This is a genomic window from Streptomyces sp. NBC_01016 (assembly GCF_026341035.1).
Lineage (GTDB): Bacteria > Actinomycetota > Actinomycetes > Streptomycetales > Streptomycetaceae > Streptomyces.
Window position 1 is genome coordinate 3,301,474 of the sequence record NZ_JAPEOQ010000001.1, and the last position, 25,099, is coordinate 3,326,572.

General features: G+C 71.1%; 19 protein-coding genes and 1 pseudogene. 14 read left to right on the forward strand and 6 right to left on the reverse strand.

Annotation, left to right across the window (positions count from 1 at the left end; translation table 11 throughout):
* The first annotated feature begins 216 nt into the window (after positions 1 to 216).
* Positions 217 to 1,320 carry a cytochrome P450 gene (locus tag OG746_RS15225; RefSeq protein ID WP_266715131.1) on the forward strand — a complete coding sequence of 368 codons (1,104 nt, stop codon included), beginning with the start codon at positions 217 to 219 and terminating at the stop codon, positions 1,318 to 1,320.
* Here OG746_RS15225 and treY read toward each other — a convergent pair.
* Entirely contained in the window at positions 1,280 to 3,751 is a 2,472-nt protein-coding gene (treY, locus tag OG746_RS15230; RefSeq protein ID WP_266715132.1) for a malto-oligosyltrehalose synthase, read from the reverse strand. The genes OG746_RS15225 and treY overlap by 41 nt on opposite strands.
* An 81-nt stretch (positions 3,752 to 3,832) precedes the next feature.
* Here treY and OG746_RS15235 point away from each other — a divergent pair, with 81 nt between their 5' ends.
* Positions 3,833 to 5,095, forward strand: coding sequence for an MFS transporter (locus tag OG746_RS15235; protein ID WP_266715133.1), 1,263 nt, complete (start codon positions 3,833 to 3,835; stop codon positions 5,093 to 5,095).
* Here OG746_RS15235 and glgX read toward each other — a convergent pair.
* The gene (gene glgX, locus OG746_RS15240) at positions 5,070 to 7,187 is read right to left on the reverse strand and encodes a glycogen debranching protein GlgX (protein WP_266715134.1); all 2,118 of its coding nucleotides are present in this window, start codon (positions 7,185 to 7,187) and stop codon (positions 5,070 to 5,072) included. The genes OG746_RS15235 and glgX overlap by 26 nt on opposite strands.
* Before the next feature lie 196 nt (positions 7,188 to 7,383).
* Here glgX and OG746_RS15245 point away from each other — a divergent pair, with 196 nt between their 5' ends.
* The 4 genes from OG746_RS15245 (at position 7,384) to OG746_RS15260 (ending at position 11,771) form a co-directional block, all read left to right on the forward strand.
* Positions 7,384 to 8,169 carry a Tat pathway signal sequence domain protein gene (locus OG746_RS15245; RefSeq protein WP_266715135.1) on the forward strand — a complete coding sequence of 262 codons (786 nt, stop codon included), beginning with the start codon at positions 7,384 to 7,386 and terminating at the stop codon, positions 8,167 to 8,169.
* A gap of 40 nt (positions 8,170 to 8,209) precedes the next feature.
* Entirely contained in the window at positions 8,210 to 9,529 is a 1,320-nt protein-coding gene (locus OG746_RS15250; RefSeq protein ID WP_266715136.1) for a copper amine oxidase, read from the forward strand.
* A gap of 130 nt (positions 9,530 to 9,659) precedes the next feature.
* Positions 9,660 to 10,928 (forward strand): DUF5919 domain-containing protein, encoded by a 1,269-nt coding sequence (locus OG746_RS15255; RefSeq protein WP_266718970.1) that lies wholly within the window; start codon positions 9,660 to 9,662, stop codon positions 10,926 to 10,928.
* A 111-nt stretch (positions 10,929 to 11,039) separates the two neighbouring features.
* Positions 11,040 to 11,771 (forward strand): 3'-5' exonuclease, encoded by a 732-nt coding sequence (locus OG746_RS15260; protein ID WP_266715137.1) that lies wholly within the window; start codon positions 11,040 to 11,042, stop codon positions 11,769 to 11,771.
* Between the two features lie 52 nt (positions 11,772 to 11,823).
* On the opposite strand, the gene OG746_RS15265 is transcribed toward OG746_RS15260, so the two are convergent.
* Entirely contained in the window at positions 11,824 to 12,705 is an 882-nt protein-coding gene (locus OG746_RS15265; protein ID WP_266715138.1) for a phosphotransferase enzyme family protein, read from the reverse strand.
* 149 nt (positions 12,706 to 12,854) lie between these two features.
* Between OG746_RS15265 and OG746_RS15270 the strand changes: the two are divergent.
* The 3 genes and pseudogenes from OG746_RS15270 to OG746_RS15280 form a co-directional block, all read left to right on the forward strand.
* A pseudogene (locus tag OG746_RS15270) lies at positions 12,855 to 13,073 on the forward strand (rRNA adenine N-6-methyltransferase family protein); the annotation flags it as partial.
* A gap of 79 nt (positions 13,074 to 13,152) precedes the next feature.
* Positions 13,153 to 14,382 carry a macrolide-inactivating glycosyltransferase gene (gene mgt / locus OG746_RS15275; RefSeq protein WP_266715139.1) on the forward strand — a complete coding sequence of 410 codons (1,230 nt, stop codon included), beginning with the start codon at positions 13,153 to 13,155 and terminating at the stop codon, positions 14,380 to 14,382.
* A gap of 260 nt (positions 14,383 to 14,642) precedes the next feature.
* Positions 14,643 to 15,728: a CDP-alcohol phosphatidyltransferase family protein gene (locus OG746_RS15280; protein WP_266715140.1), complete on the forward strand. Its 1,086-nt coding sequence runs from the start codon at positions 14,643 to 14,645 to the stop codon at positions 15,726 to 15,728.
* Positions 15,729 to 15,774: 46 nt separating this feature from the next.
* Here OG746_RS15280 and OG746_RS15285 read toward each other — a convergent pair whose 3' ends face one another.
* Positions 15,775 to 18,054: an MMPL family transporter gene (locus tag OG746_RS15285; RefSeq protein ID WP_266715141.1), complete on the reverse strand. Its 2,280-nt coding sequence runs from the start codon at positions 18,052 to 18,054 to the stop codon at positions 15,775 to 15,777.
* 382 nt (positions 18,055 to 18,436) lie between these two features.
* Between OG746_RS15285 and OG746_RS15290 the strand changes: the two genes are divergently transcribed.
* The 4 genes from OG746_RS15290 to OG746_RS15305 all read left to right on the forward strand — a co-directional run bounded on the left by OG746_RS15290 (position 18,437) and on the right by OG746_RS15305 (position 21,965).
* Positions 18,437 to 19,642: a S8 family peptidase gene (locus OG746_RS15290; protein ID WP_266715142.1), complete on the forward strand. Its 1,206-nt coding sequence runs from the start codon at positions 18,437 to 18,439 to the stop codon at positions 19,640 to 19,642.
* 73 nt (positions 19,643 to 19,715) lie between these two features.
* Entirely contained in the window at positions 19,716 to 20,288 is a 573-nt protein-coding gene (locus tag OG746_RS15295) for a DUF1697 domain-containing protein (RefSeq protein WP_266715143.1), read from the forward strand.
* 24 nt (positions 20,289 to 20,312) lie between these two features.
* Positions 20,313 to 21,326, forward strand: coding sequence for a ketopantoate reductase family protein (locus tag OG746_RS15300; RefSeq protein ID WP_266715144.1), 1,014 nt, complete (start codon positions 20,313 to 20,315; stop codon positions 21,324 to 21,326).
* Between the two features lie 54 nt (positions 21,327 to 21,380).
* Entirely contained in the window at positions 21,381 to 21,965 is a 585-nt protein-coding gene (locus tag OG746_RS15305; RefSeq protein WP_266715145.1) for a TIGR03086 family metal-binding protein, read from the forward strand.
* Positions 21,966 to 21,977: 12 nt separating this feature from the next.
* On the opposite strand, the gene OG746_RS15310 is transcribed toward OG746_RS15305, so the two are convergent.
* On the reverse strand, positions 21,978 to 23,237 hold the full coding sequence (locus OG746_RS15310) for an MFS transporter (RefSeq protein WP_266715146.1): 1,260 nt from the start codon (positions 23,235 to 23,237) through the stop codon (positions 21,978 to 21,980).
* A gap of 121 nt (positions 23,238 to 23,358) precedes the next feature.
* Here OG746_RS15310 and OG746_RS15315 point away from each other — a divergent pair, with 121 nt between their 5' ends.
* Positions 23,359 to 24,345, forward strand: coding sequence for an ArsR/SmtB family transcription factor (locus OG746_RS15315; RefSeq protein ID WP_266715147.1), 987 nt, complete (start codon positions 23,359 to 23,361; stop codon positions 24,343 to 24,345).
* Between the two features lie 7 nt (positions 24,346 to 24,352).
* Here the strand turns inward: OG746_RS15315 and OG746_RS15320 are convergent, their stop codons facing one another.
* Positions 24,353 to 25,093 carry a sirohydrochlorin chelatase gene (locus tag OG746_RS15320; protein ID WP_266715148.1) on the reverse strand — a complete coding sequence of 247 codons (741 nt, stop codon included), beginning with the start codon at positions 25,091 to 25,093 and terminating at the stop codon, positions 24,353 to 24,355.
* Positions 25,094 to 25,099 lie beyond the last annotated feature (6 nt).

The following is a 25,099-nucleotide window of genomic DNA, read 5'->3' on the forward strand; positions in this document are numbered from 1 at the left end:
CCCGTGCAGGTCAGACCCGTACGTCACCCTGAGTCACCGCTGTCACTCGGACAGTGGAACGGAGGCTGCGTGACGAAGGCCTCGGTGGTGCGCTGGGAAGAGCGGCGCGCAGCGACCGGTGCGCGCCCCGGTACAGAGTGGAGTCCCGCGGTGCTGTGCCCTTCCGGACCGGTCTCGTATCCCGACGCATCGGGGTCCTACCCGCACGCGGGGTCCGTGACGCAGCCCCCGAGCCTCGCCGCGCCGCGGACCGCCCACGATCCGTTCCCGCTGTATCGCACCCTGCGGACCACGCACCCGCTGCACCTCGACGAGCCCTTCGGCGCGTTGCTCCTCAGCCGCTACGTGGACGTGCGCACGGCGCTCGCCGATCCCCGGCTGGTCGCCCCGCCGCCCGGCCGTACCTTCGCGCACCTGGAAGCGGACACGCACGCCGCCCAGCGCGCGCTCCTCGCCCCGGCCCTCCAGGGGCGCGCGTTGGCCACCCTGAAGGCGAGCGTCGAACGCACCGCCTACGTGCTCGCGCGCCGCCTCACCCGACGCCACGAGGCCGACCTGGTCGAGGAGTTCTGCCACTGGCTGCCCGCCGTGGCCGTCGTCCGCGCGCTGGGCCTGCCCTACGAGGGCACCGCCCACGTCGCCGCCCTGTGCCGCGCGGGGCTCACCCACCTGGGCGGCGCCCCGGACGCCCTGGACGCCTTCCTGCGCCCGCAGATCGCCCGCCGCCGCGCCCACCCCACGAACGACCTCCTGGGCGCCCTGTGCGCCGCACGGGCCGACGGACGGCCGCTGTCCGACGACACGGTCTGCGGGCTCGCCGCGACGCTCCTCGGCGCGGGCGGGGACGCCACCGGCAGGGCCCTGGCCGCGCTCCTCGCCAACCTCCTCGACCACCCCGAGCAGTTGGCGCTGGTGCGGGCCCGCCCCGAACTCGCCGATGCCGCCTGGGCCGAGTCGCTGCGCCGCGACCCCGCCACGCACGTCGTCCTGCGCCGGGCCCTCGCGCCTGTCCCGGTGAGCGGCGGCACGATACCGGCGGGCGCCACGGTCGCGTGTCTGGTGGGAGCGGCGGGCAGGGACGCGGCCCGGTTCGCCGACCCCGACCGCTACGACCTGTTCCGCGCGGCTCCCGGGCAACTGGCCCACGGTACAGGGCGGCACCGCTGCCCGGGCGTCCAACTCGCCCGCCTCACCGCCGACGCGGGCCTGCGCGCCCTGCTGGCGGCGCTGCCGTCGATGGCGTGGGCGCCGGGCTTCAGGCCCGCCTACGAGGGGCTGCTCACCCGCTCTCCCGCAGCTCTCCACGTACGTCTGCGATGAGGGCTCGCAGGCCCTCGCCCTCGCTCTTGCCCTCTGCCTCGTCGCTGCTCTGGTCGGCGCGGACGAGGAGCGCCACAGGGAGATGCTCGAAGAGTTCCGCCACGCGCGCGTGCCCGCTGAACCGCCTTCCTGGTCCGAGGAGTTCAACCCACTCGCCCTCGGGAAGCGCGAGTTGTGTCGAGCGCCATCCGCCGGCGTCGGCGAGCCGCAAGGAGAGTCGGGTCGCCGCCACGACCACTTGGCCCGAGCGCGCGTAGGCGACGCAGTGCGCCTCGCCGGGGCCCTCGGCGCGCAGCGGCTCGTAGGTGGCCGCGCCGCCGAACCACTCGGGGTGCGCGCGGCGCAGGCGCAGCGCGCACCCGGTGAGCTCGGCCTTGGCGCTGTGCTCCTTGGGGGCGAGCCGGGCGGGCGCACGGTTGTCCGGGTCGACCAGGGCGCGGTACTCGTGCTCCGTGCCCTGGTAGAGGTCGGGAACGCCCGGCATCGTGAGGTGCACGAGGGCCGCGCCCAGGATGTTCGCGCGCACATGGGGCTCCAGATCGTCCATGAAGCGCAGCACCTCGTTGCCCGGCGGGCCGCAAGGGCCTGACGCCACGAAGTCCTCCACCGCGCGTTCGTAGTCCGCGTTCTGCTCCGTCCACGTCGTGAAAAGCCCCGCCTCGCGCGCGTGCTTGAGCATCGCGGTCCGCAGCCGCGCAGGTTCCGCGGGGCCGAGCCCGGCCACGGTCTGCCAGGCGGCCCATGCCAGCTGCGGGTCGGGCGCGCTCGCGCCGCCGCCCCGCGCGGTCCGCCCGGTGACCTCCGCGAGGAGGGCCTCCCACCGTTCGGGGCACTGCGTCAGGACCGAGACGCCGGCCCGCACGTCTGCGCTGCGCTTCGTGTCGTGCGTCGACAGGACCGTCGACGTATAGGGCCAGTCGCGCTGCACGCGCGCGCAGTACGCGTGGAACGCCTCCACGGACACGGCGGGGTCCCCAGGCGAGCCGCCCACCTCCAGGGCCGACAGGAGCGGCGTGAACCGGTAGAACGCCGTGTCCTCCACCGACTTGGCCCGCAGCGCCGAAGCGGTCTGCGCGAACCGCGCGCGGAACGCCGTGTGCGCGGGTCCGGTGCCGCGCCGCCCCAGCGCCAACTCCCGTACGGCGTCGACCGCGCGGGCCTCCTCGGGCACCGTGAACGCGGCCTTCGCCTCGCGCGCCGCGGACGCCGTCAGAACGGTCTCAGGGGGCACGCCACCGGTCGCGTACGGCCGGTACACCGGAACCCGCACCAGAAGCTCGCACAGCGCCGTACGCAGCGCCCAGGGGGCGTGGTCGCGCAGCCCCGGCTCCTCGGCGCACAGCGCGGCGGCCTCCCGCGTCAGCCGGTCCACCTCGGTGGCCAGTTCGTGCGCGACGACGCGGTGCGCTGCGCGCCGCACGGTCGCGGGCCAGTGCCCGCCCCGGTCCGCCGCGGCCCCCGTGAACCGGCGGAACAGGCCCAGGAGTTCGTCGGACCCGGCCGGGTCGGTGAACAGCCCGTCGATGTGCCGCAGCGCGTCGTACCCGGTGGTGCCGGCCACGGGCCACGCGGCGGGCAGCCGTTCCTCGTCCTCCAGGATCTTCTCGACGACGGTCCACCGGCCACCGGCCGCCTCGCTCAGGTGCTGCAAGTAGGCGCCAGGGTCCGCGAGTCCGTCGGGGTGGTCGATCCGCAGCCCGTCGACGACGCCCTCGCGCAGCAGCGCGAGCAGCGTGCCGTGCGTCGCCTCGAAGACCTCCGGGTCCTCCACCCGCACGGCGATCAGATCCGAAATGGTGAAGAAGCGCCGGTAGTTGAGCTCGGTGCGGGCGAGGCGCCACCACGCCAGGCGGTACCACTGGGCGTCGAGCAACTGGAGGAGCGGCAGGGACGCCGTGCCCTCGCGCAGCGGAAACGCGTGCTCGTAGTAGCGCAGTACGTCGCTGTCCACCTTCAAGTGCGGTAACTCATCGCCTATATGGCGGCCCAGGACCGGCAGCAGCACCCGGCCGTCCTGCGCCTCCCAGTCGATGTCGAACCAGCGCGCATACGGAGACGAGGGGCCGTCGCGCAACACGTCGCGCAGTGGCCGGTTGTACGACACGGCCGCCGCCATGTGGTTGGGCACGAGGTCCACGACCAGGCCCAGACCGTGCCCGCGCGCCGTCCGGGCGAGGTCCCGCAGGCCGTCCTCGCCGCCCAACTCGGCGCGCACGCGCGCGTGGTCGACCACGTCGTAGCCGTGCGTCGAACCAGGGACCGCCTCCAGGATCGGTGACAGGTGCAGATGGGAGACCCCCAAGGAGGCCAGATACGGGACCGCTGCCGCCGCGGCGGCGAACCCGAAGTCCGGTTGCAGCTGGAGCCGGTACGTCGCCGTGGGTGGTGTCGCAGGGGGCGTCGCGGGCGGCATCGGTTGCTGAGGCGTCATGCGAAGGTACGTACCCGCACCGCCGTCTTTCGTGTCATCACCGCATGCGTCTACGCACGCGTGCCTCGTTAACGTCGGACGATGCCTGGTACATCCAACAAGGCCGGTGGAACGCTCGACGCCTACCGCAGGGTGCTCGCGGCGACGGGGCGCCCGCTGCCCGTCGTGTCGTTCCTAGGGCGGCTGCCGGTCGCGGTGATCCAGTTCGGCAGCGTCCTCCTGGTGACCCGCACCAGTGGCTCCCTCGCCACCGGAGGCGTGGTCGCCTGCGCCCTCGCGCTCGGCCAGGTGGCCATGGGGCCCTTCGTCGGGAGGCTCGCGGACCGGCGCGGCCAGCGCCCCGTCGTCCTCGTCTTCGCGCTCCTCAACGGACTCGCGATCGCCGCCTACACGCTGGCTGCGCTCGCGGGCCTGCCGACGCCCGCCCTGATCGCGCTCGGCGTCCTCGCGGGCGCCACGGTCCCCGGCATCGGGCCGCTCGCGCGGGCCCGCGGTGTCGCGCTCGTGCGCCGTGAGGGCGGCGACGAGCGGGTGGTGAACGCCGTACTGTCCCTGGAGTCCACCATGGACGAGCTCAGCTTCGTCCTCGGCCCCGCGCTCATCGGGATCGCCTCCGTAGTGGCGCACCCCGCCTACGCGTTCGGCGCGGCCGCGCTCCTCGTCGCGGTCTGCGGCACCGCGTTCGCCCTGCATCCGACCGCCACGGCGGTGCCGGCCGCCCCGGCGGGGACGCGGCCACGCGCGCATGCGGAGCGGCAACGACTGCCGCGCCAGGTCCATGTGGTGCGCGGCGGGCTCGTCCTTCTCGGCATCCTGCTCGGCGGCTGCGGCGCCGGAATCACCGCGCTCACCGAGGAGTTGGGGCACGGCGACCAGGCGGGGCTCGTCTACGCCGCCATGGGTGTCATGAGCGCCGTCGTCGGCCTGTCCATGGCGGCGGTGCCCGCCCGGTTCACGCTGCGGGCCCGCTGGCGCGTCGCCACCGCGGCCGCCGCCGTCCTGTCGCTCCCGCTCCTCGTCACGCACTCCATGGCGCTCCTGTACGTCGCGGTGACCGTCTTCGGCGCGCTGTTCGCCCCGAACCTGATCACCGGGTTCGGGCTCACCGAGCAGGCCGTGCCACGCGAACGGCTCGGCGAGGGCATGACGGCCGCCGTGAGCGCGTTCGTCGGCGGACAGGCCGTCACGCTCGCCGTGGCGGGCCGCCTCGCGCAGGCCCACGGGGCCGCTGCCGCCTTCGCGGTGGGCAGCCTGGCCGCCGGGCTCGCCTTCCTCGTCGCACTGCGCGTACGGCCCCTCCAGGCGGTCGGCGAGACGGCTACGCCGGCCGTTGCAACACCGTGAGGCTGCGGCCCTGCAGGGTGACCCGGTCGCCGGCCTGTACCTTCTGGCCCTCGCCCGACGTAAGGCCCTCGGGCAGCGCCGTGTCGACGACGGCCTGCCACTGGCGTCCGTGGTCGACCGGGACCACGAAATCCAGCGGCTGCGGCGAGGCGTTGATCAGCAGCAGGAACGAGTCGTCCTGGATGCGCTCGCCGCGCGCTCCGGGCTCCGAGATCGCGTTGCCGTTGAGGAACACGGACAGGGCGCGGGCCTGCGCCGCGCCCCAGTCCTGCTGCGTCATCTCCTCGCCCTCCGGGGTGAACCACGCGATGTCCGACAGGTCGTCGTGCGTGCCCTCGACGGGGCGGCCGTGGAAGAAGCGCCGCCTGCGGAACACCGGGTGGTCGCTGCGCAGCCGCACCATCGCGCGCGTGAACTCCAGGAACGGGTCCGGTGCGGCGTCGGGGTCGGCCCAGCGCACCCACGCCACCTCGTTGTCCTGGCAGTAGGCGTTGTTGTTGCCGCCCTGGGTGCGCCCGAACTCGTCGCCGTGGCTGAGCATCGGGACGCCCTGCGACAGCATCAACGTAGCGATGAAGTTGCGCATTTGGCGGGCCCGCAGGTCGAGCACCGCCTGGTCGTCGGTCTCGCCCTCGGCGCCGCAGTTCCACGACCGGTTGTGGCTCTCGCCGTCGCGACTGCCCTCCCCGTTGGCGTCGTTGTGCTTGTCGTTGTACGACACCAGGTCGTGCAAGGTGAAACCGTCGTGGCAGGTCACGAAGTTTATGGAGGCGAGCGGGCGGCGTCCGTCGTCCTGGTAGAGGTCCGACGAGCCGGTCAGCCGGCCCGCGAACTCGGCGAGCGTGCGCGGTTCGCCGCGCCACAAGTCCCGTACGGTGTCGCGGTACTTGCCGTTCCACTCGGTCCACAAGGGCGGGAAGTTCCCCACCTGGTAGCCGCCCTCGCCGACATCCCAGGGCTCCGCGATCAGCTTCACGCGGGAGACCACCGGGTCCTGCTGTACGAGGTCGAAGAACGACGACAGGCGGTCCACTTCGTGGAACTGCCGGGCCAGGGTGGCGGCCAGGTCGAAGCGGAACCCGTCGACGTGCATCTCCTCGACCCAGTAGCGCAGCGAATCCATGATCATCTGGAGCACGTGCGGGGACCGCATCAGGAGCGAGTTTCCCGTCCCCGTGGTGTCCATGTAGTAACGCGGATCGTCGGTCAGCCTGTAGTAGGACGGATTGTCGAGCCCCTTGAAGGACAGCGTCGGGCCCAGGTGGTTCCCCTCGGCCGTGTGGTTGTAGACGACGTCCAGAATGACTTCGATTCCGGCCTGATGCAGCGCCCGCACCGCGGACTTGAACTCCAGGACCTGCTCGCCGCGGTCGCCCCACGACGCATACGTGTTGTGCGGAGCGAAGAAGCCGATCGTGTTGTAGCCCCAGTAGTTGTTCAGCCCCATATCGACCAGGCGGTGGTCGTTGACGAACTGGTGCACCGGCATCAACTCCAGTGCGGTGACCCCCAGTTCCGTGAGGTGGTCGATGACCGCCGGATGCGCGAGCGCCGCATACGTACCGCGCAACTCCTCCGGCAGCGCCGGATGTTGCATCGTCAGGCCCTTCACGTGCGCCTCGTAGAGCACCGTCTCGTGGTACTCCGTGCGCGGCAGCCGGTCGTCGCCCCAGTCGAAGTACGGATTGACCACCACGGACGCCATCGTGTGCGGCGCCGAGTCCAGGTCGTTGCGCTCGTCCGGTGCGTCGAACGGATAGCCGTACACCGACTCGTTCCAGTCGATCCGCCCGCTGATGGCGCGCGCGTACGGGTCGAGGAGCAGCTTCGCCGAGTTGCAGCGCAGGCCGCGCGCGGGCTCGTACGGGCCGTGCGCCCGGTACCCGTAGCGCTGCCCCGGCATGACCCCCGGCAGATAGGCGTGCCGCACGAAGGCGTCGGCCTCCCGCAGCTCCACCGCGGTCTCCGAGCCGTCGTCGTGCAACAGGCACAGCTCGATACGGTCGGCGGTCTCCGAGAAGACCGCGAAGTTCGTCCCGGCGCCGTCGTACGCGGCACCCAGTGGATACGCCTGTCCTGGCCAGACCTGCATGCTGACGACTCTTCCTTCCCGAGCTCCCGACTACCTAAGAGCAGGGAATACCCCATTGGCCCGGCGGTCCGGGCGGCATCGGACACTCTCTGCCCCAAAGTGAAGCAACCACACAGGAGTTGGCGCCCTCTTACACGGCGACCATGTCGGTCCGGCATGCCCTCGACCGGGGCTGCCGGGGAAGTTGGGGGAAGATGTGCGCACAGCTGTAAGACGCCATCTGGGGAAGCTGATGGCGGTGGTGGCGCTCGCGGTAGCGGGCGGCGCCGTCGCGGTCGGCGTGACACTGCCTGATGACGACGGGAGCGACCTGGCCAGGGCGGGGACCGCGCAGCAGGACGCGGTGGCCCCCGAGGGCACCGTGGAGCCCGCACCCGCACAGGGCGCGAAGGGGGTGGGGCGCGATCCGCTCACGGACGCCGAGACGGAGCGCGCAGAGAAGTTGGCGACGGCGGGCAACGCCCTGCGGATGGACGCGCGGGACGTGGAGGGCGACCGAGGTCCCCAGCACCTGTCGACGAACCTGACGGAGGTCGACCCCGGCCTCAGTGACGCCGCCGCCGGCGAACGCCGTGCCGACGTCGTGTACTACGACTACAAGAGCGACTCCGTCGTCACGAAGACGGTGAACCTCGACACGGGGAAGGTCGAGGACAGCAGGACCGACCAGGGCGTGCAGCCGCCGCCCAGCCAGGGCGAACTGGCAGAGGCGGCCCAGCTGTTGATCGCGGACCCGTCGGGCGCCGACCTGAAGGGCGACTACAAGGACGCCACCGGCAAGCAGCTCACCAAGCCGGACCAACTGCAGCTGAGCGGCATGGTGTTCCGCAAGAAGACCGTCGCCGACGTCCCCGCAGAACTCAAGGAATGCGGCGAGCACCGCTGCCTGCGCGTCATCACCAAGGTCGTCAACGGGCCGTGGATCGACACCCGCGACCTCATCGTCGACCTGAGCGCCCGCAACGTCTCCCGCCTCGGCTGAGGACCTCGCCGACCTCTCCTCCATGAAGGAGCGCTTCCGTATGCACCTCACAAGACTCTTGCGCGCCCGCATCCGGCCCGCAGCAGTTGCCACGGGCCTCGCGGTCACCGCGCTGCTCGCCGGCACCCTCGCCACCGCACCCGCCGCCACGGCCGCACCGCCACAGGCGCCCGCTGCCGCCGCGCCCGCCTGCTCGGACGCGTACCGCATCGAGCAGACCCTCGACGGCGGCACCACCTGGCGCATGTGCTGGCACTACAACACGCTGGCAGGGCTCGTCCTGGACGACGTCAGCTACCAGCCCAAGGGTGAGGCCCAGCCGATCCGCGTCCTCACCAGCGCCCGGCTCGCACAGGTCCATGTCCCGTACGACGACGGGGAGGCCGAGTACGACGACGTCACCGGCACCGACTTCGGGCAGGCCCTGCAGAACCTGAAGCCCGGCGAGTGCCCGGGCGGCACCATCAAGACCGTCAAGGTCCCCGACATGGGCAACGTGAAGGGGCTGTGCACGACCACGCGTGCGCGCGGACACGCGTACCGGCTCAGCGACGACTACTCGACCGGCGGCAGCGGCAAGGTCTACAGCGCCCAGGGCAAGGACCTGCTCGTCTACACGGTCAACAAGGCGTCCTGGTACGAGTACATCACCGAGTGGCGCTTCGCCTCCGACGGCACCATCACGTCCAATATCGGCGCCACCGGCAGCCTCTCCCCGTACGACTACGACGGCACCGACGGCAAGGGCTGGCCCATCGGCAAGGGCGCGAGCGCCTACGCCGAGAGCCACAGTCACAACGTCTTCTGGCGGCTCAACTTCGGCCTGGACGGCTCGCCCAAGGCCAAGGTCGAGCAGTACGACTCCAAGGTGACCCCGCCGAACGGAGACGGATCGCCCACGACGAAGACGACCCGCACCCCCGTCACCAAGGAACTCGCCGGTGACGTAAAGGACATGCGGTGGTGGCGCGTGGTCTCCACCGCGGGCAAGAACAAGGACAACCACCCCAGGTCGTACGAGTTCGTGCCCGGCCGCTCCAACCGGTTCCCGGGACGCGCCTTCACCAAGCACGACGTCTACTTCACCGAGTACAAGAAGTGCGAGCAGTACGCGAGCGACAATCCCGCGGCGAACTGCGGGGGCACCAGCGTCAACAAGTGGGTGAACGGCCAGACGCTGAAGCACCCGATCACCTGGGTCAACATCGGGTTCCACCACATCGCCCGTGACGAGGACCAGCAGCCCATGCCGGTGCACTGGCAGGGCTTTTCGCTGGCCCCCAGGGACGTGACCGCTATGAATCCGCTCACTCCGGCCGACCTCGCGGGGCAGAACGGGGTTCCCCGAAACGGCAGTTGAGAAACCGGCGGCCGCATCCGGCTGCATCGCCACCCGCTCCCGGAGTACCCTTCCTTGATCGTTGCTGGGGGATGGGGTCTACAAGTTCGGGTTCGACAAGCTCGGGGGAGCGGAAGGCGGTGCGGAGCGGGTGAGCTCGGGAGGGCTGGAGCTGCCCCCTGGTGACGACGGTCACGAGGGCCAGGACAGCCAGGAGGCAGCCTCCACGGAGATCCCGCCCGGAGCGGTGTCGCTGGCCAGGCCCATGGACGTCGCGTCCCAGATCGGTCCGGAACTGGACTGGGGCGCCGACGCCTGGAGCGAGGTCCGTACGCGCGCGCAACGCGCGGGGCGGGCCTACATCTGGCTGAACCTGGTGGAGCAGCGGCTGCGCGCCGTCGTCGCCGCCGTGCTCCGCCCCGTCTACGCGCCCGTGCACGGCGAGGACTGGGTGGTCGCGGCAGCGGGGCCCGCCGGGCAGGAGTGGGTGCAGCGGGCCGTCGCCGTGCGCGAGGTCAGCCGCCGCAAGGGCTATCTCCTCGACCCGGCCGACGACAACGTGCTGTCGTTCCTGACCCTGCCGCAGCTGCGCGAGCTGATGGTGCAGCACTGGCCGTGCTTCGAGCCGTACTTCGACGACCGCCGCGACGTCGAGCTCGCCCTGGACGAGCTGGAGGTCACGCGCAACGTGGTCTCCCGCAACCGCGCCCTCTCGGAGACGGTCCTCGCCCAGGCCGAGCGCGCCTCCTCCCGCCTCCTGGACATACTCGGCGCCGGCTCCGACGTGCCCTCGGCCCGCCGACTGCCCGTCGACGCCGTCGAGGAACTGGTCGGCGACCGGTACGCGGACGTGGTGGGGGTGCACTCCGACCGGGTCAGGCTGCTGCGCCAGTTCCCTGCCGAGGACCTCTTCGGCGGGGCGCGGCGCCTGGACGCCATCGGGATAGGCCTCAACCTGCTCGCGCAGAACTTCTCGGGACGCCGCCTGGTCCGCCTCGCCGAGTCGGGCTGCCGCATACGGCTCCTCTTCCTCAACCCGGCGTCCAGCGCGGTCAAACGGCGCGAACGGGAACTGGGCATCAAGCGGGGCGAGTTGAGCCGCTCCGTCGAGATGAACATCCTGCACATGCGCCGGGTGCGGGCCCGCCTCAAGGACCCCGATGCCTTCGAGATCCGCGTCTTCGACGAGACGCCGCGCTTCAACGCCTACCTCGTCGACGGCGACGGATCGGACGGCATCGCGGTCGTCCAGTCCTATCTGCGCAGGACGCGGGGGATGGAGGCGCCGGTCCTCGTGCTGCGCGGCGGGGGACGCATCGTCAAGGCGAGCGCGTCGACGGACACAGGGGAGAACGGCCTTTTCGTGACGTACCGCGACGAATTCGAGCAGGCCTGGGCGGACGCGCGGCCGGTCTCGTAGGGCCTGTCGTTCGGATCAGGCCGGGCTCCGACGGGTGCCCGGCCTGATTGTCAGTGGGGCGTGCGATGGTGTTGGTCATCGGGGGAACGCACCACGAAGAAGGGGGCTGCCATGGGCTGGCACCGCGAGCTGATGATCGGCTTCGACCTGGAGACGACCGGTACCGATCCGCGCGAGGCGCGCATCGTCACCGCCGCCGTCATAGAGGTGAAGGACGGCGCGGTCCTCGGGCACCGGCAATGGCTGGCCGACCCCGGAGTGCGGATCCCGGACGAGGCGATCGCGGTGCACGGTGTCACCAACGAGCGGGCGGCAGCCGAGGGCGAGCCGGCCGACCGGGTCGCCGACGCCCTCGCCGAGATCCTGGTGGGCTACTGGCGCACGGGCGTCCCCGTGGTCGCGTACAACGCGACGTTCGACCTCACCCTGCTCTCCGCCGAGCTCGCCAGGCACGGGCTGCCGTCCCTGCGCGAGCGCCTCGCGGGGGTGGAGCCGGGACCGGTCGTCGACCCGTACACGATCGACCGGACCGTCGACCGCTACCGGCGGGGCAAGCGCAACCTCGAAGCGGTCTGCACCGAGTACGGGGTCCCGCTCGATGCCGCACACGACGCCTCGGCGGACGCCCTGGCCGCGGCGCTGCTCGCCCGCGCGATAGGCGAGCGGCACGCGAAGGTCGCGCAGCTCGGGGTGGCCGAGCTGCATCGCAGACAGGTGGAGTGGTTCGCGGAGTCGGCGGCCGACTTCCAGAACTTCCTTCGCAGGAAGGGCAATCCGGACGCGGTGATCGACACGGTGTGGCCGATGCGTCAGATCCCCATATCGAGCCCCTCCGGCGATTGAGGAGTGGGGGTCCGGGGGCGAAGCCCCCGAGCCTGCTGCAGGCACGACGACCTCAGAACGGATACCACCGCACCGCAGGATCCCCGTCCCGCAGCGAAGCGACCCGCCGCCGAAACTCCGCCAACGCCTTCGGGTTGGACGGCGCGTGCTGCGAAACCCACGCACAGGACGCCGTCTCCCGCGCCCCGCGCAGCACCGCGCACCCCTCCCACTCCCGCACATCCCACCCATACGCGGACACGAACCCGTCGTACGCGTCGGCCGGCAGCCCGTACCGGTCGCGCGACAGGGCCATGACGACGAGATCGTGCTCCCGCAGATCGGAGGAGAACGTCTCGAGATCGACGAGGACGGGTCCCTCGGGCCCGATGTGCACATTGCGGGGCAGGGCGTCACCGTGGATCGGCCCGGGCGGCAGCTGCGGGGTCAGCGCCGCGGCGGCCGCCGCGAACCCGTCCCGCCGCTCGCGCAGATAGTCCGCGTCGGCCGGGTCGATCGCGTCGCCCGCGAGCCGCAGCCAGCGCTCGACCCCGCCGAGCAGCTCCCGCCGCGGCAGCTCGAAACCGGTCGGCGTCGGCAACGCGTGCACCAGCTTGAGCAGCTCCGCCAGATCACGCGGCTCGGCCGGGCGGACGGCCGCCGGGATCCGGTGCCACACGGTCACCGGGTGCCCGTCCACGACGAGCGCCTCGTCCTTCGCGGCGCGCACCGCGGGGACGTCGTGTCCGGCGAGGTAGGAGGCGATGGCCAGTTCGCGGCGGGCCCGGTCGAGGAGTTCGGCGCCGCCGTGCTCGATGCTGCGCCCGACCTTGACGACGAGGTCGCCGACGCCGAACACCGCGTTCTCGCCGAGCGCGAGCAGCTCCGCCGTGGCGGCGGTGCCGTCCACGACATCCGCCTGCGCCAGCACTTCCCGTGCCCGTGCCTCGTCCATGCCCTGCCTCCTGCATCCCCGCGTCTCACCTGGTACGAGGCCAGTCTCGCACCGGAAATTCGGTGGACGGGCCGGGGGCGCTCCACCTGCATGTGGGGCATGTGCAGCGCAGCCATGATGGCCGTTTCGGCGACCCGCCAGATTCAGGGCTGCGCGCCGACGCGCTGACCCGCGCCGTGCTGCTCACCCAGCTCGAGTACGCCCGCAAACGCACGGGTGACTACGGGAGTTGGACCCGCCGCACCGTCCTCACCTGGCCGCACTTCGAGTGGCGGCTGCTCGGCCGGGTGCCGCGCACCGCGTTCCGCCCGGCCCCACGGGTCGACGCGGGCGTGCTCCGTATCGAGCGCAGGGCGACGCCGATGCTGACCTCGGACGATTGCCGGCCGACAGGAAACACCCGCAAACCAGTTGCACGAGACGTCTCGTCTCGCTTACAGTCGGATCATGACGAACCCGAGCCACGGCAAACGTGCCCACATCGCCATGTTCTCCATCGCCGCCCACGGGCACGTGAACCCGAGTCTCGAAGTGATCCGGGAGCTCGTCGCCCGTGGGCACCGCGTCACGTACGCGATCCCGCACCTGTTCGAGGAGAAGATCGCCGAGACCGGCGCCGAGCCGGTCCTCTACCGCACCACGCTCCCCGGCCCCGACGACGACCCGGCGGCGTGGGGGACCACGCTGCTCGACAACGTGGAGCCGTTCCTGAACGACGCGATCCAGACGCTGCCCCAGCTCATCGAGGCCTATGAAGGGAACGGTGAGGTCGAGGGCGTAGGCGTCCCCGACCTCGTCATCCACGACATCACCTCCTACCCGGCAGGCGTCCTCGCCCACCGCTGGGGCGTGCCCGCCGTGACGCTCTCGCCGAACCTCGTCGCCTGGGAGGGATACGAGGACGAGGTCGCGAAGCCGATGTGGGAGGAGCCCCGCAAGACTCCGCGCGGCAAGGCCTACTACGAGAAGTTCGACGCGTGGCTCAAGGAGTCCGGCGTACCGAAGACCGCCGACGAATTCTGGGGCCGCTACGACCGCACCCTCGTCCTCATTCCGAAGGCGCTCCAGCCGAATGCCGACCGGGTCGACGAGAAGAAGAACACCTTCGTCGGTGCCTGTCAGGGCGACCGGTCCGCGCAGGGCGAGTGGGAACGCCCCGCCGACGCCGAGCGCGTACTGCTCTTGTCGCTCGGCTCGTCGTTCACCAAGCAGCCCGAGTTCTACCGGGAGTGCGTGAAGGCGTTCGGCGATCTGCCGGGCTGGCATGTCGTGCTCCAGGTCGGCAAGCATGTCACCGCCGAGGACCTCGGGGCGGTCCCCGGCAACGTAGAGGTGCGGCAGTGGGTGCCGCAGCTGGCGATCCTCAAGAAGGCCGACGCCTTCATCACGCACGCCGGCGCGGGTGGCAGCCAGGAAGGCCTGGCCACGGCGACGCCGATGGTCGCCGTGCCGCAGGCCGTCGACCAGTTCGGCAACGCCGACATGCTCCAGGGCTTGGGCGTCGCCCGACACGTACCCATGGAGGAGGCGAACGCGGAGACGCTCCGCGAGGCAGTCCTCGCGCTGGTCGACGACCCGGAAGTGGCGCGCCGTCTTGCCGTCATTCAGCAGGACATGGCGGGCGAGGGCGGAACGCGGCAGGCGGCCGACCTCATCGAGGCCGAACTGCGCCCCTGATGTCAGCTCCTGATGCCAGCTCCTGATATCAGTCCCTGATGGCAGCCCTTGGCATCGGGGTGGGGTAGACGCGATTTCGCACGGAACGGTTCCACTGTTCCGTGCGAAGCGTGTGCCAAACGGATAACGAAATTGACTCGCTGTGACGTACGACCAATAACCTCAAGAAAAGGTTGCGTACTTACGTTCTTGAACTTGTCGAGAACGGATTCTTACCGTGAGGTGAACCTACTTTTGAACAAAGGAAGCTGGCGCGCCTCATGCCCCGAGACATACCGTCGTTGCCCGAAGTGCGGCGCATCACCCAGAAAAAGCGCGACGCGTGGTGGACCGTGCTGCTCGTCGACCCGATCGCCACACCTCTCGTACGGGTCACGGCGCGCTGGACGCGCATCACCCCGAACCAGATCACTTGGGGCGCCCTGATCCTGGGGCTCGGCGCGGCCGGCTGTTTCGCGATGGGGGACTGGCGCTGGCTGATCGCCGGAGCGCTGATCTACCACCTGAGCTTTGTGCTCGACTGCATGGACGGCAAGGTCGCCCGGCTGACCGGGCAGGGCTCCGTGTTCGGCGCCTGGCTCGACTACATCTTCGACCGCGTCCGCGTGATGGCCTGTGCCGTGGCGCTGATGGGCGGCCAGTTCCAGCGCACCGGCGACCTGATCTACGTATGGCTCGCCGTGGTCGTCGTCTTCCTCGACGGGCTGCGCTACATCAACTCGCTGGAGATCTTCAAGACCCGGCACACGATGCGCAAGCAGATCAAGTCCCGCATGCGTGCGGCCCGTCGCGCGCAGAACGCGGACGACGTCGCCTTCATGGAGGACCTGCTGCGGGCCAACCCGTCCGCGGACATCGAGCAGGACCTGCACGGCGCGGCCAACGCCGAGCACGCCGAGAACGTAGAGCACGACGAGCACGTCGAGGGCGATACGCAGGCGGAGGCCGTGGAGCCGGCGCCGCGCCCCAAGGTCGTCGACCTGCACCAGGAGTTCCGCAGCCGTTTCCCGGGCTATCTGCGTTTCCGGTCCTTCATGCTGCGCCACCGCATCCGTACGCACCTGATCAGCGGCATCGAGTTCCAGATGGCCGTCTTCATCGTCGGCCCGCTGCTCGACCAGGTGATCGGCGCGACCGTCGTGGCCGGCGCGCTGCTGCTCGTCTTCGAACTCGCCATCGTCTACAAGCTGTTGCTGTCCACGCGCGACTTCGGCCGCACGCTGGCGGCCTTCGAGCAGGATGCCGCCGAGAAGGACGCCGCGCAGATCGACGCCGAGGAAAAGAACGTCGCCGAAAAGGACGCCTTCGACGAAGAGCACGAAAAGGGCCTGTCCACCGTCGCGTGACGCGAGCGGTGAACAGGCCGTGGGTTCGAGGATCCGGTGCGCGCCGTCAGACGCGCACCTCCTCGCCGCCCTCGTGCGGGACCGGGGCGGGCTCCATGCCCGCCTCGTCGTGCGTCAGGTCCGGCATCCGGTGCAGCCACTTCGGCAGATACCAGTTGCGTTCCCCGAGCAGCGCCATCACGGCCGGGAGCAGCACACCGCGGATGACGGTCGCGTCGATCAGGATCGCGGCCGCGAGGCCCACGCCCATCTGCTTCATCGACTGCATGGACAGCGTCCCGAAGATGCTGAACACGGCGACCATGATGACGGCCGCGCTGGTGACCACGCCCGCGGTGGTGACGACGCCGTGCCGGATCGCGTCGAGGTTCGTACGCCCCTGAAGGCGCGCCTCCTTGATCCGGGACACCACGAACACGTGGTAGTCCATCGACAGGCCGAACAGGATCACGAACAGGAACAGCGGCAGCCACGCGATGATGGCGCCCACTCCCTCCGCGCCGACCAGTGAGGCGCCCCAGCCGTGCTGGAAGATGGCGACGAGGACCCCGTAAGCGGCGCCCACCGACAGCAGGTTGAGCACGATCGATGTGATCGCGACCGTCAGTGAGCGGAACGAGAGCAGCATCAGCAGGAACGCGAACGTGACGACGAACGCGAAGACGGGGACGACGGAACCGACGATCTGGTCGTTGAAGTCCTTCGACCCCGCGACCTGTCCGGTGATCGGCGCCTCTGCGCCGTCGACCTCGCCGAACGTGGCGGGCCGCACCTCGTCGCGCAGCAGCGCCAGGCTCTTCTCTGCCTTGTCCTGATCGGACCCGCCCACGAGCGGTACGTCGATGATCGCCACGTTCTGGTCCCGGTGCACGGTGACCTCGACAGGGCCGCGCGAGGCGCCCGAGCTCACGGCCTGCGCGCGGAAGTCGGCGAGTGCGGCGCGCGCATCGGCGGAGTTGATGTCGTCGGCCTTCACGACCACCTCGGCCGGATCCGAGCCGCCGGGGAACGCCGCGTTGACCCGGTCGTACGTCGCCACGATCGGCAGCGAGTCGCCGAACTCCTGGTCCACGGTGAGGTTCTGGGTCTTCATGCCGAGCGCGGGCGCGGCGATCGCGAGCAGCGCGACGACCGCGACGGCGACGGAGACGGCGGGCCGCGCCAGTACGACGGTCAGCACCCGGCTCCAGAAGCGGCTGCCACCCTCCCCATTGGCCTTGCTCCCGTTGCGCCGCTTCGTCGGGTGCAGGAACGGGATCCGCCCCTTCTCCACCCGCTCCCCGAGCAGCGAGAGCAGCGCCGGAAGCACGGTCACGGATCCCACCATCGCGACCGCCACCACCATCAGCGAGGCGAGGCCCATCGCCTGGAACTCGGCGAGCCCGGTGAACAGCATGCCCGCCATCGCCACGCACACCGTGACCCCGGAGACGATGATCGCCCGGCCGCTGGTGGCCGCCGCGACGCGCAGTGCCGTCTGCGGGTCGTGCCCCTTCATCCGTTCCTCGCGCTCGCGCCGCACATAGAACAGGCAGTAGTCGACGCCGACCGCCAGGCCGACGAGCAGCATCACCGAGTTGGCGGTCTCGCTCATCGGCTGCAGATGGCTGACGATGCCCATCAGGCCCATCGTCGCCATGATCGCCGTGACGGCGAGCGCCACCGGGAGCAGCGCCGCGACGAGCGCGCCGAACGCGATCAGCAGGATGCCGAGCGCGACCGGCACGGCCGAGTACTCGGCGCGCTGGAAGTCCTCGCCGAACGCGTCGTCGAAGGTCTTGTTCATGCTCGCGGCGCCGATCTCCTCGATCCGCAGCGCGTCATGGTCGCCGGCGACGCCCGCGACGGCCTTCTGGACCGGCTCGACCCGGTCGGCCGCGGTGTCGGGGTCGCCCCGCATGTCGAACTGGACGAGCGCGGTGCGGCCGTCCTTGGAGATCGTCCGGGCGTCGGCGGCGTACGGCGAACGCACGGCGGTCACCTTGCCCGTGCCCTCGACGGCCCGCACCACGTCGGCGACCGCCGCCTTGAACTCGGGTGCGGTCGCCCGCAGTTGACCGTCCTTGCTCTGCACGAGCACGGTCTCGCCCGCCGGTTCGTCGACGCCCGCGTCGTCGATGATGCGCGCGGCCTGGCTGGTCTCCCCCTTGAGCTGGTCGTCCTCCGAGACGTCCACGCGTCCCGCGACGGACCCCAGGCCCATCGCCACCACGACGAACAGCACCCAGATCCCCACCGCCGCCCACCGGTGCCGGGCGCTCCAGCCGCCGGCCCGCGCCGCGACCCCGCGCACCCGGCGGTCCCGCTGTTCCCCGTTCCTGGCCATCAGGTCACCTCCGAATTCGAAGGTATGGGCGGGATAAGCCCCGTTCGTCGTGCTGTTCGGTGAGGTCCGGGAGGTGGGGGTCCCCGCGGAGGATGACCCGAGTCCCCTACATCTATTGGGGGTTGAGCCGTCGGGGGATGAACCGGCGAACCCTGGACCGGTCTTGGTCCGACCTTGATCCGAATCTCCGCAACCGTCCGATTTGTTATTACGAAACCTTGTTGAGCACGTCACAGGTTCATGTAGGTCTTGATCTGATCGCGTCAATCGGTCAGGGTTTCGTCTCAACCCCCGGACATCTTCCGGAGTTTGACAACCTTCGCGATGGTTCGTCCTGGGGCGCTGGCATTCCCCCCACACACCACTGAGGAGATCCCTCTTCATGGCAACAAACCAGCATGCGCGCACGATGAAGCTCACCGCGGCCATAGCCACGGCGGCGACAGCAGTGGGCGTCACCATGTTCGGCGGCTTCTCCGCCACCGCGGCCCCCGTCGAGGGCAAGGTCTACGGGCAGGACGCCAAGGGCGCCGTGTCCGGCAGCTACATCGTGCTGCTCGACCAGAAGGCGGGCGCCTCCGCCAAGAAGGACCTGGCCAAGGAGTACGGAGGCACGCTGAAGCGCAACTACAGCTCCTCCGTCAACGGCTTCTCGGCGAGCGGCCTCTCGGACACCGAGGCCAAGCGCCTCGCGGCCGACGGCTCCGTGTCGAAGGTCGTCCAGAACAAGAAGTTCCACATCGACGCCACCCAGGACAGCCCGCCGTCGTGGGGCCTGGACCGCATCGACCAGGCCGAGACCGCGGGCGACAGCAAGTACACGTACCCGGACAGCGCAGGCGAGGGCGCGACCGCGTACGTCATCGACACCGGGGTCCGGGTCAGCCACAAGGACTTCGGTGGCCGCGCCTCCTCCGGCTTCGACGCGATCGACAACGACGACAACGCCGACGACGGCAACGGGCACGGCACGCACGTCGCCGGCACCATCGCCGGTGAGGCGCACGGTGTCGCCAAGAAGGCGAAGATCGTCGCCGTCCGTGTCCTCGACGACCAGGGCTCCGGCACCACCGAGCAGGTCGTGGCGGGCATCGACTGGGTGACCGAGAACCACCAGGGCCCCTCCGTCGCCAACATGTCGCTCGGCGGCGGCGTGGACGAGGCGCTCGACGCGGCGGTCAAGAAGTCCATCGACTCCGGTGTCACCTACGCGGTGGCGGCGGGCAACGAGTCGGCGGACGCCGCGCAGTCCAGCCCCGCCCGGGTCCCGGAGGCCATCACGGTCGCCTCCTCCACGAAGGACGACGAGCAGTCGGACTTCTCCAACTACGGCTCCGTCGTCGACATCTACGCGCCTGGATCGGACATCACGTCCGACTGGAACACGGGTGACGACGCCACCAACACCATCTCCGGTACGTCGATGGCGACCCCGCACGTCGTCGGCGCGGCAGCCGTCTACCTGGCCGGACACAAGGACGCCGCCCCGGCCGACGTCGCCAAGGCGCTCACCGACGGGGCCACCCCGGACGCCATCAAGAACGCGTCCGACGGCACCGCGAACAAGCTCCTGAAGGTCGTCGAGTAAACGTTTCGGCTCGATGACCGGCGGCCGCCGTGCCCACCCCCACGGGGAACGGCGGCCGCCTTATCGTGTGCGCATGACTCAGGGGACGACGAAGGCCGAGGGCTGCGCCGCGCTGCTGCGCGGCATCAATGTGGGCGGCAACAAGAAGGTGCCGATGGCCGGGCTGCGGCCGCTGATCGAGGGCCTCGGCCTCACCGACGTACGCACCTACCTCCAGAGCGGCAACGTCGCCTTCACCGCGCCCGACGGCGGCGACGAGGAGGCGCTCGCGGCTGCGATCGGCACGGCGATCGAGGGCGAGTTCGGCTTCACCGTCGACGTCCTCGTGCGCCGCCACACCTATCTGAAGGCGGTCATGGCGGACTGCCCGTTCCCGGCCGCCGAACTGGAGGCCAAGCAGCTGCACGTCACGTACTTCTCGCAGGTCGTGACCGCCGAACGGTTCGCCGCCGTGGACCCGGCCGCGTACGCCCCCGAGGACTTCCGCATCGGCGACCGCGCCCTCTACCTCTACGCGCCCCAGGGCCTCGGCGTCTCGAAGCTGGGGGCCCAGCTGTCCCGTCCTGCGCTCAACAAGGGTCTGATCGCGACCAGCCGCAACTGGAACACGGTGACGAAGCTCGTGGAGCTCACGGCCCCACGGTGAGCGCGTCCGTGAAAAGGTCGGTGTATGCGCTACATAATCATCGGAGCAGGAGCGGTCGGCGGCGTCATCGGTGGGCGGCTCGCGCAGGCGGGGCACGGTGACGTCGTGCTCGTCGCACGCGGCAGGCAGTACGAGGCGCTGCGCGACAAGGGCCTGCGCGTCGAGACGCCCGACGGGCCGCACACCCATCAACTCCCGGTCGTGGACGGCCCGGAGGCGCTCGGGGCGCTGCGCGCCGACGACGTGCTGATCCTCGCCGTGAAGACGCAGGACAGCGCGGCGGCGCTCGCCGCGTGGGGACCGCGCCCCGTCGAGGGCGGCGGCACGGCGGCCGGGCGGCTGCCCCTCGTCTGCGCGCAGAACGGGGTGGAGAGCGAGCGGCTCGCCCTGCGCACCTTCCAGCGCGTGTACGGGATGTGCGTGTGGCTGCCCGCCACGTTCGTCGAGCCGGGCGTCGTCCGCGCCCCGGGCGCCCCGATCTCCGGCATGCTGCACCTCGGCCGCTACCCGTCGGGAAGCGACGGGACAGTGCGGGCGATCTCCGCCGACCTGGAGAAGGGGCTCCTCGAAGCGCCCGTCGTCGACGACGTCATGCGCTGGAAGTACGCCAAGCTCCTCGCCAACCTCGCCAATGCGATCGAGGCGGTGTCCGGCGTGCTCACCAGCGACGAGGCCCTCGCCCTGTTCCGCCGCGCCCGTGCCGAGGGCGAGGCGGTGCTCGACGCCGCCGGTGTCGCGTACGCGAGCCAGGACGAGGAGAAGGCCGCCCGCGCCGACAAGATCCGCTTCGAGCCCTTCGACGGCGCCCCGCGCGGCGGCGGCTCCTCCTGGCAGTCCCTCCAGCGCGGCGCGGGCAGCATCGAGGCCGACTACCTCAACGGCGAGATCGCCCTGCTCGGCCGCCTGCACGGCGTACCGACACCGGTCAACGACGTCCTCCAGGAACTCGCCAACGAGGCGGCGCGGGAAGGGCGTTCGGCCGGGGAGACGAGCGTGGCGGACCTCGTCGCGGCGGTGGACGCGCACCGCGAGTCCTAGGTCTGTCGCGTTTGTTCAAGAGGAGCGGGTACCGGTCGCCGTAGCGTCAGCGGCATGAACGAACTCCGCATGGACACCGTGTACCCGTACCTCACCGAGAGCGCCGCCGAAGCCGTGCGCGTCGCGGCCGGCGTCAAGCCCGACCGGCTCGACGCGGCCTCGGGCTGCGGCGACTGGGACGTGCGGACGCTCGTGAACCACTGGACCGTGTACACCTCGCACGGCATGGAACACCGGGCGCTGCGCACCCAGTTGCCCGAGGAGCTGACCTCGCGCGACCTCACGGCCGACGAGGGCTGGGCGGCGACCTACGCCGCCGACCTCGACCGGGCGGTCGCCGCCTGGGCCGAACCGGCCGTCTGGGAGGGCGAGGTCGACCTCGGCTTTGCCAAGCAGCCCGCACCCGAGGTCGCCGCCCTGCTGTGGGCCGAACTCGTCCTGCACGGCTGGGACGTGGCCACCGCCACCGGGCAGGAGTTCCGCGTCTCGGACGGCGCGGCGGCCCTGCTCCTCCAGGTGGTGGAGGCGAACGCCGAGCTGTACCGCCAGTACGAGGGCTTCGCCGCGCCCGTCGACGTGGCGGACGACGCATCGGTGTACGCGAAGGCCCTCGCCCTCAGCGGCCGCGACCCGCGCTGACGGGGGCCGGGCTCACTCGCCGCGCCACTGGGAGTCCCGCCGTGCCCACCGCACGGCGGGCCCCACCCCGAGCCCCGCCACCACGAACAGCACCCCGAGCACGGCCCAGCCCGCCGTCCCGTGCCGGATCGCGGTGACCGTCACGAGGGCGGGCGCGGCCATCGTCGCCGCGGCCTGACCGGAGTTGAACACGCCCTGGTAGACGCCCTGCGCCCGGGCGTCCGCCAGGCCGTAGCCGACGGTCCAGCCGCCCGCCGCCTGCAACACCTCGGCGAGCACCTGCACCACCGCGCCGACCACCAGAATGCCCAGCGCCCAAAGCGGCGAGGCCCCCGCCGAGAACGCGAAGAACGCGCAGGACAGCGCGAGCAGCAGCCCCGAGCGCCGCATCGCCTTCACCGCACCGGGCAGGTCCTCCACGCCACGCGTCGCCCGCACCTGAAGCAGCGCCACCAGCACGCAGTTGAGGACCATGACGAGCGCCGCCGTCCACGTCGGCGCCTCGGTGTGCTGCGCGATCCACAGCGGCAGGCCCACCTCCAACAGGGTGTATTGCAGGGCCAGTACGGCGTTGAGGAAGGTCACCGCCAGGAACGGCAGATCGCGCACCGCCCGCCACCGGCTCTCCGCCGGGGTGTCGGTCAGCGGCCGTCGCCCCGCACCACCCGGGAGCCGGTGCACCATCAGCGCGGATCCGACGAAGGCCGCCGCGTCGACGATGATCAGGGCCGTGTAGCCGGATCGGCTGTCGAGCTGAAGCGCGAGCGCGCCGAACGCGCCGCCCACGCCCATGCCCGCATTGGTGACCATCCGCAGATGCGCCCGGCCCTCGACACGCTCCCCGGCGGGCAGCACATCCGCGTACAGCGCGTTGCGCACGCCCATGCTGCCCTGGCTCAGCGTGGCGTAACAGATCGCCGTCACCAGGAACGAGGCGTACGAGTCGATCAGCGTGTACGCCACGAGGCCCACTCCGCACCCGACCCACAGCCCGGTCAGCACCGGCCGCCGCCCCCACCGGTCCGACGCCCGCCCGGCCGGCACCCCCGCCGCGAGCCCGAACACCCCGGCCACCGAGAGCCCCACGCCCACCGAGGTCGCGCTCAGGCCCACGAACCGTGTGAAGTACAGGACGCTGACCGGGAAGAAGAGCCCGCGCCCGAACGCGTTGAGGAGCGTGAGCAGCGACAGCCGGCGCAGCACCGGCACGGTCGGCAGCATTCCGGCGAAACGCGTGGTGGGACCGGTGGAGCGGGGTGGTGAAGTGGTCATGCCCACAGGGAAGCGGGGTTCCGGGCGCCGCGACATTTCTTTAGCGTGGCGCTAAAGGGTGGTGGGAGGGCGACGCCGTGATCGAGTTCCGGCTCGTCGTCAAGGTGGGAGGGGGCGCGTCGTGATCGAGTTCCGGTTCGTCGTCGGCGATCTCGCCCGTACGTCCTTCGCGTACTCGCCCCTCCAAGAGGCCGTGTACTCGCTGCGCTGCTGGCGCGACCCCGCCCGCTATCCGCACCAGCGGCCCTGGCTGCGCCGCCTGGCCCCGGCCTTCCGGCGCCTCGACACCGAGCTGCTCGGCGCCCTCGTCGCACCGCACCTGTGGCTACCGGACTACCTCACCCCGCGCCCGGAGCGCCCGCGCCCCGCGTTCGACGGGCAGCTCGCCCGGATCCGTGGCGTGCCGCCCGAGTCCCTGGAGTCCGAATTCACCGCCGCCTACGACACGGTGACGGACCGTCTGCCGCAGGTGCTGCGCGAGGGGCTCGCCGACCCGGCCGCGTTCCGCCACCGCATCGCCGACGCGCTGGAGGCCTACTGGCACGAGTGCCTCGCCCCGGACTGGTGGCCCCGCGTGCAGTCCGTCCTGGAGGCCGACCTCACCTACCGCGGCAAGGTGCTCGCGGACGCGGGCGTGGGCGGCCTGTTCACCAGTCTCGACCGGCGGCTTTCCTGGGACGGCGACGTGCTCACCCTCGTACAGACCGACAGCCTGCACACCTGGCCCGGGGCCGACATCCCCATCGAGGGCCGCGGGCTCGTCCTCGTCCCCACACTCTTCTGCCACGGCGCCCACACCATGATCGACCCCGGTCTTCCGCCGCTGCTCAGCTACCCGGCCCGCGGCCGCGCCACCATCTCCGAGGCCCCGCCCCCTGCGACCAGCGAGGCCCTGACCCGCCTGCTCGGCGCGGCCCGCGCCCGCATCCTGCGGCTGCTCGCGGAACCCGCGTCGACGACGGAACTCGCCCACCGCCTCGACGTCACCCCGGGCGCGGTCAGCCAGCACCTGTCGATCCTGTACGACGCCGGTCTTCTGCTGCGTACGCGCAGTGGGCGGAGCGTGCGGTATGCGCGCAGCGAGTTGGGGGAGCAGCTGTGCGGGTGAGCCCGGCTCAGGCGCTCACTGCCACCAATTCGCCTACGAGGGACGCCTCGTAACGGTCCATCAGCACCCGCGCCACCTCCGGCGCGGGCCCCAGCACATCGGCCAGGACATCGGCGTCCGCGGCGCCCGCCGCGATCCGGTCCGGGAGGCGGCCCGGCGCGAGGACGTAGGGGGCGACGGCCACCCGCTCGCAGCCCAGGGCCCGAAGTTCGCGCACGGCGTCCTCAGTGCGCGGCAGAGATGCGGAGGCGAACGCAGGCCGCACGGCGCACCAACCGGTGTGCCGCCACTCCCGCGCGATTTCAGCGATCACTGCGATCGCCTCCGGGTCGGAGGAGCCCGCCGAGGCCAGGACGACCCCGGTCGTGGGCTTGTCGGCGGGGGTCAACCCCGCCTCGTACAGGCGTCGTTCGAGGGCCGACACCAGGAGCGGGTCGGGGCCCAGGACCTCGGCCTGGTGGATGCGCATCCCGCGGGGCGCCTCGCGCAGCACCGCGGGGATGTCCGTCTTCGCGTGGAAGGCGCGGGTCAGCAGGAGGGGCAGCGCGACCACGTCGCGTACGCCGTCCGCCGCGAGCGACTCCAACACCCCATGCACGGAAGGGACGTTGAACTCCAGGAACGCCGTCTCCACCCGCACGCCGGGGTTCTGCGCCCGGACCTCGCCCACGAGGGCGTGCACGGTCGCGGCATGGCGCGGGTCGCGGCTGCCGTGGGCTATGACGAGAAGGGCGGGGGAGTGGCTCATCGTTCG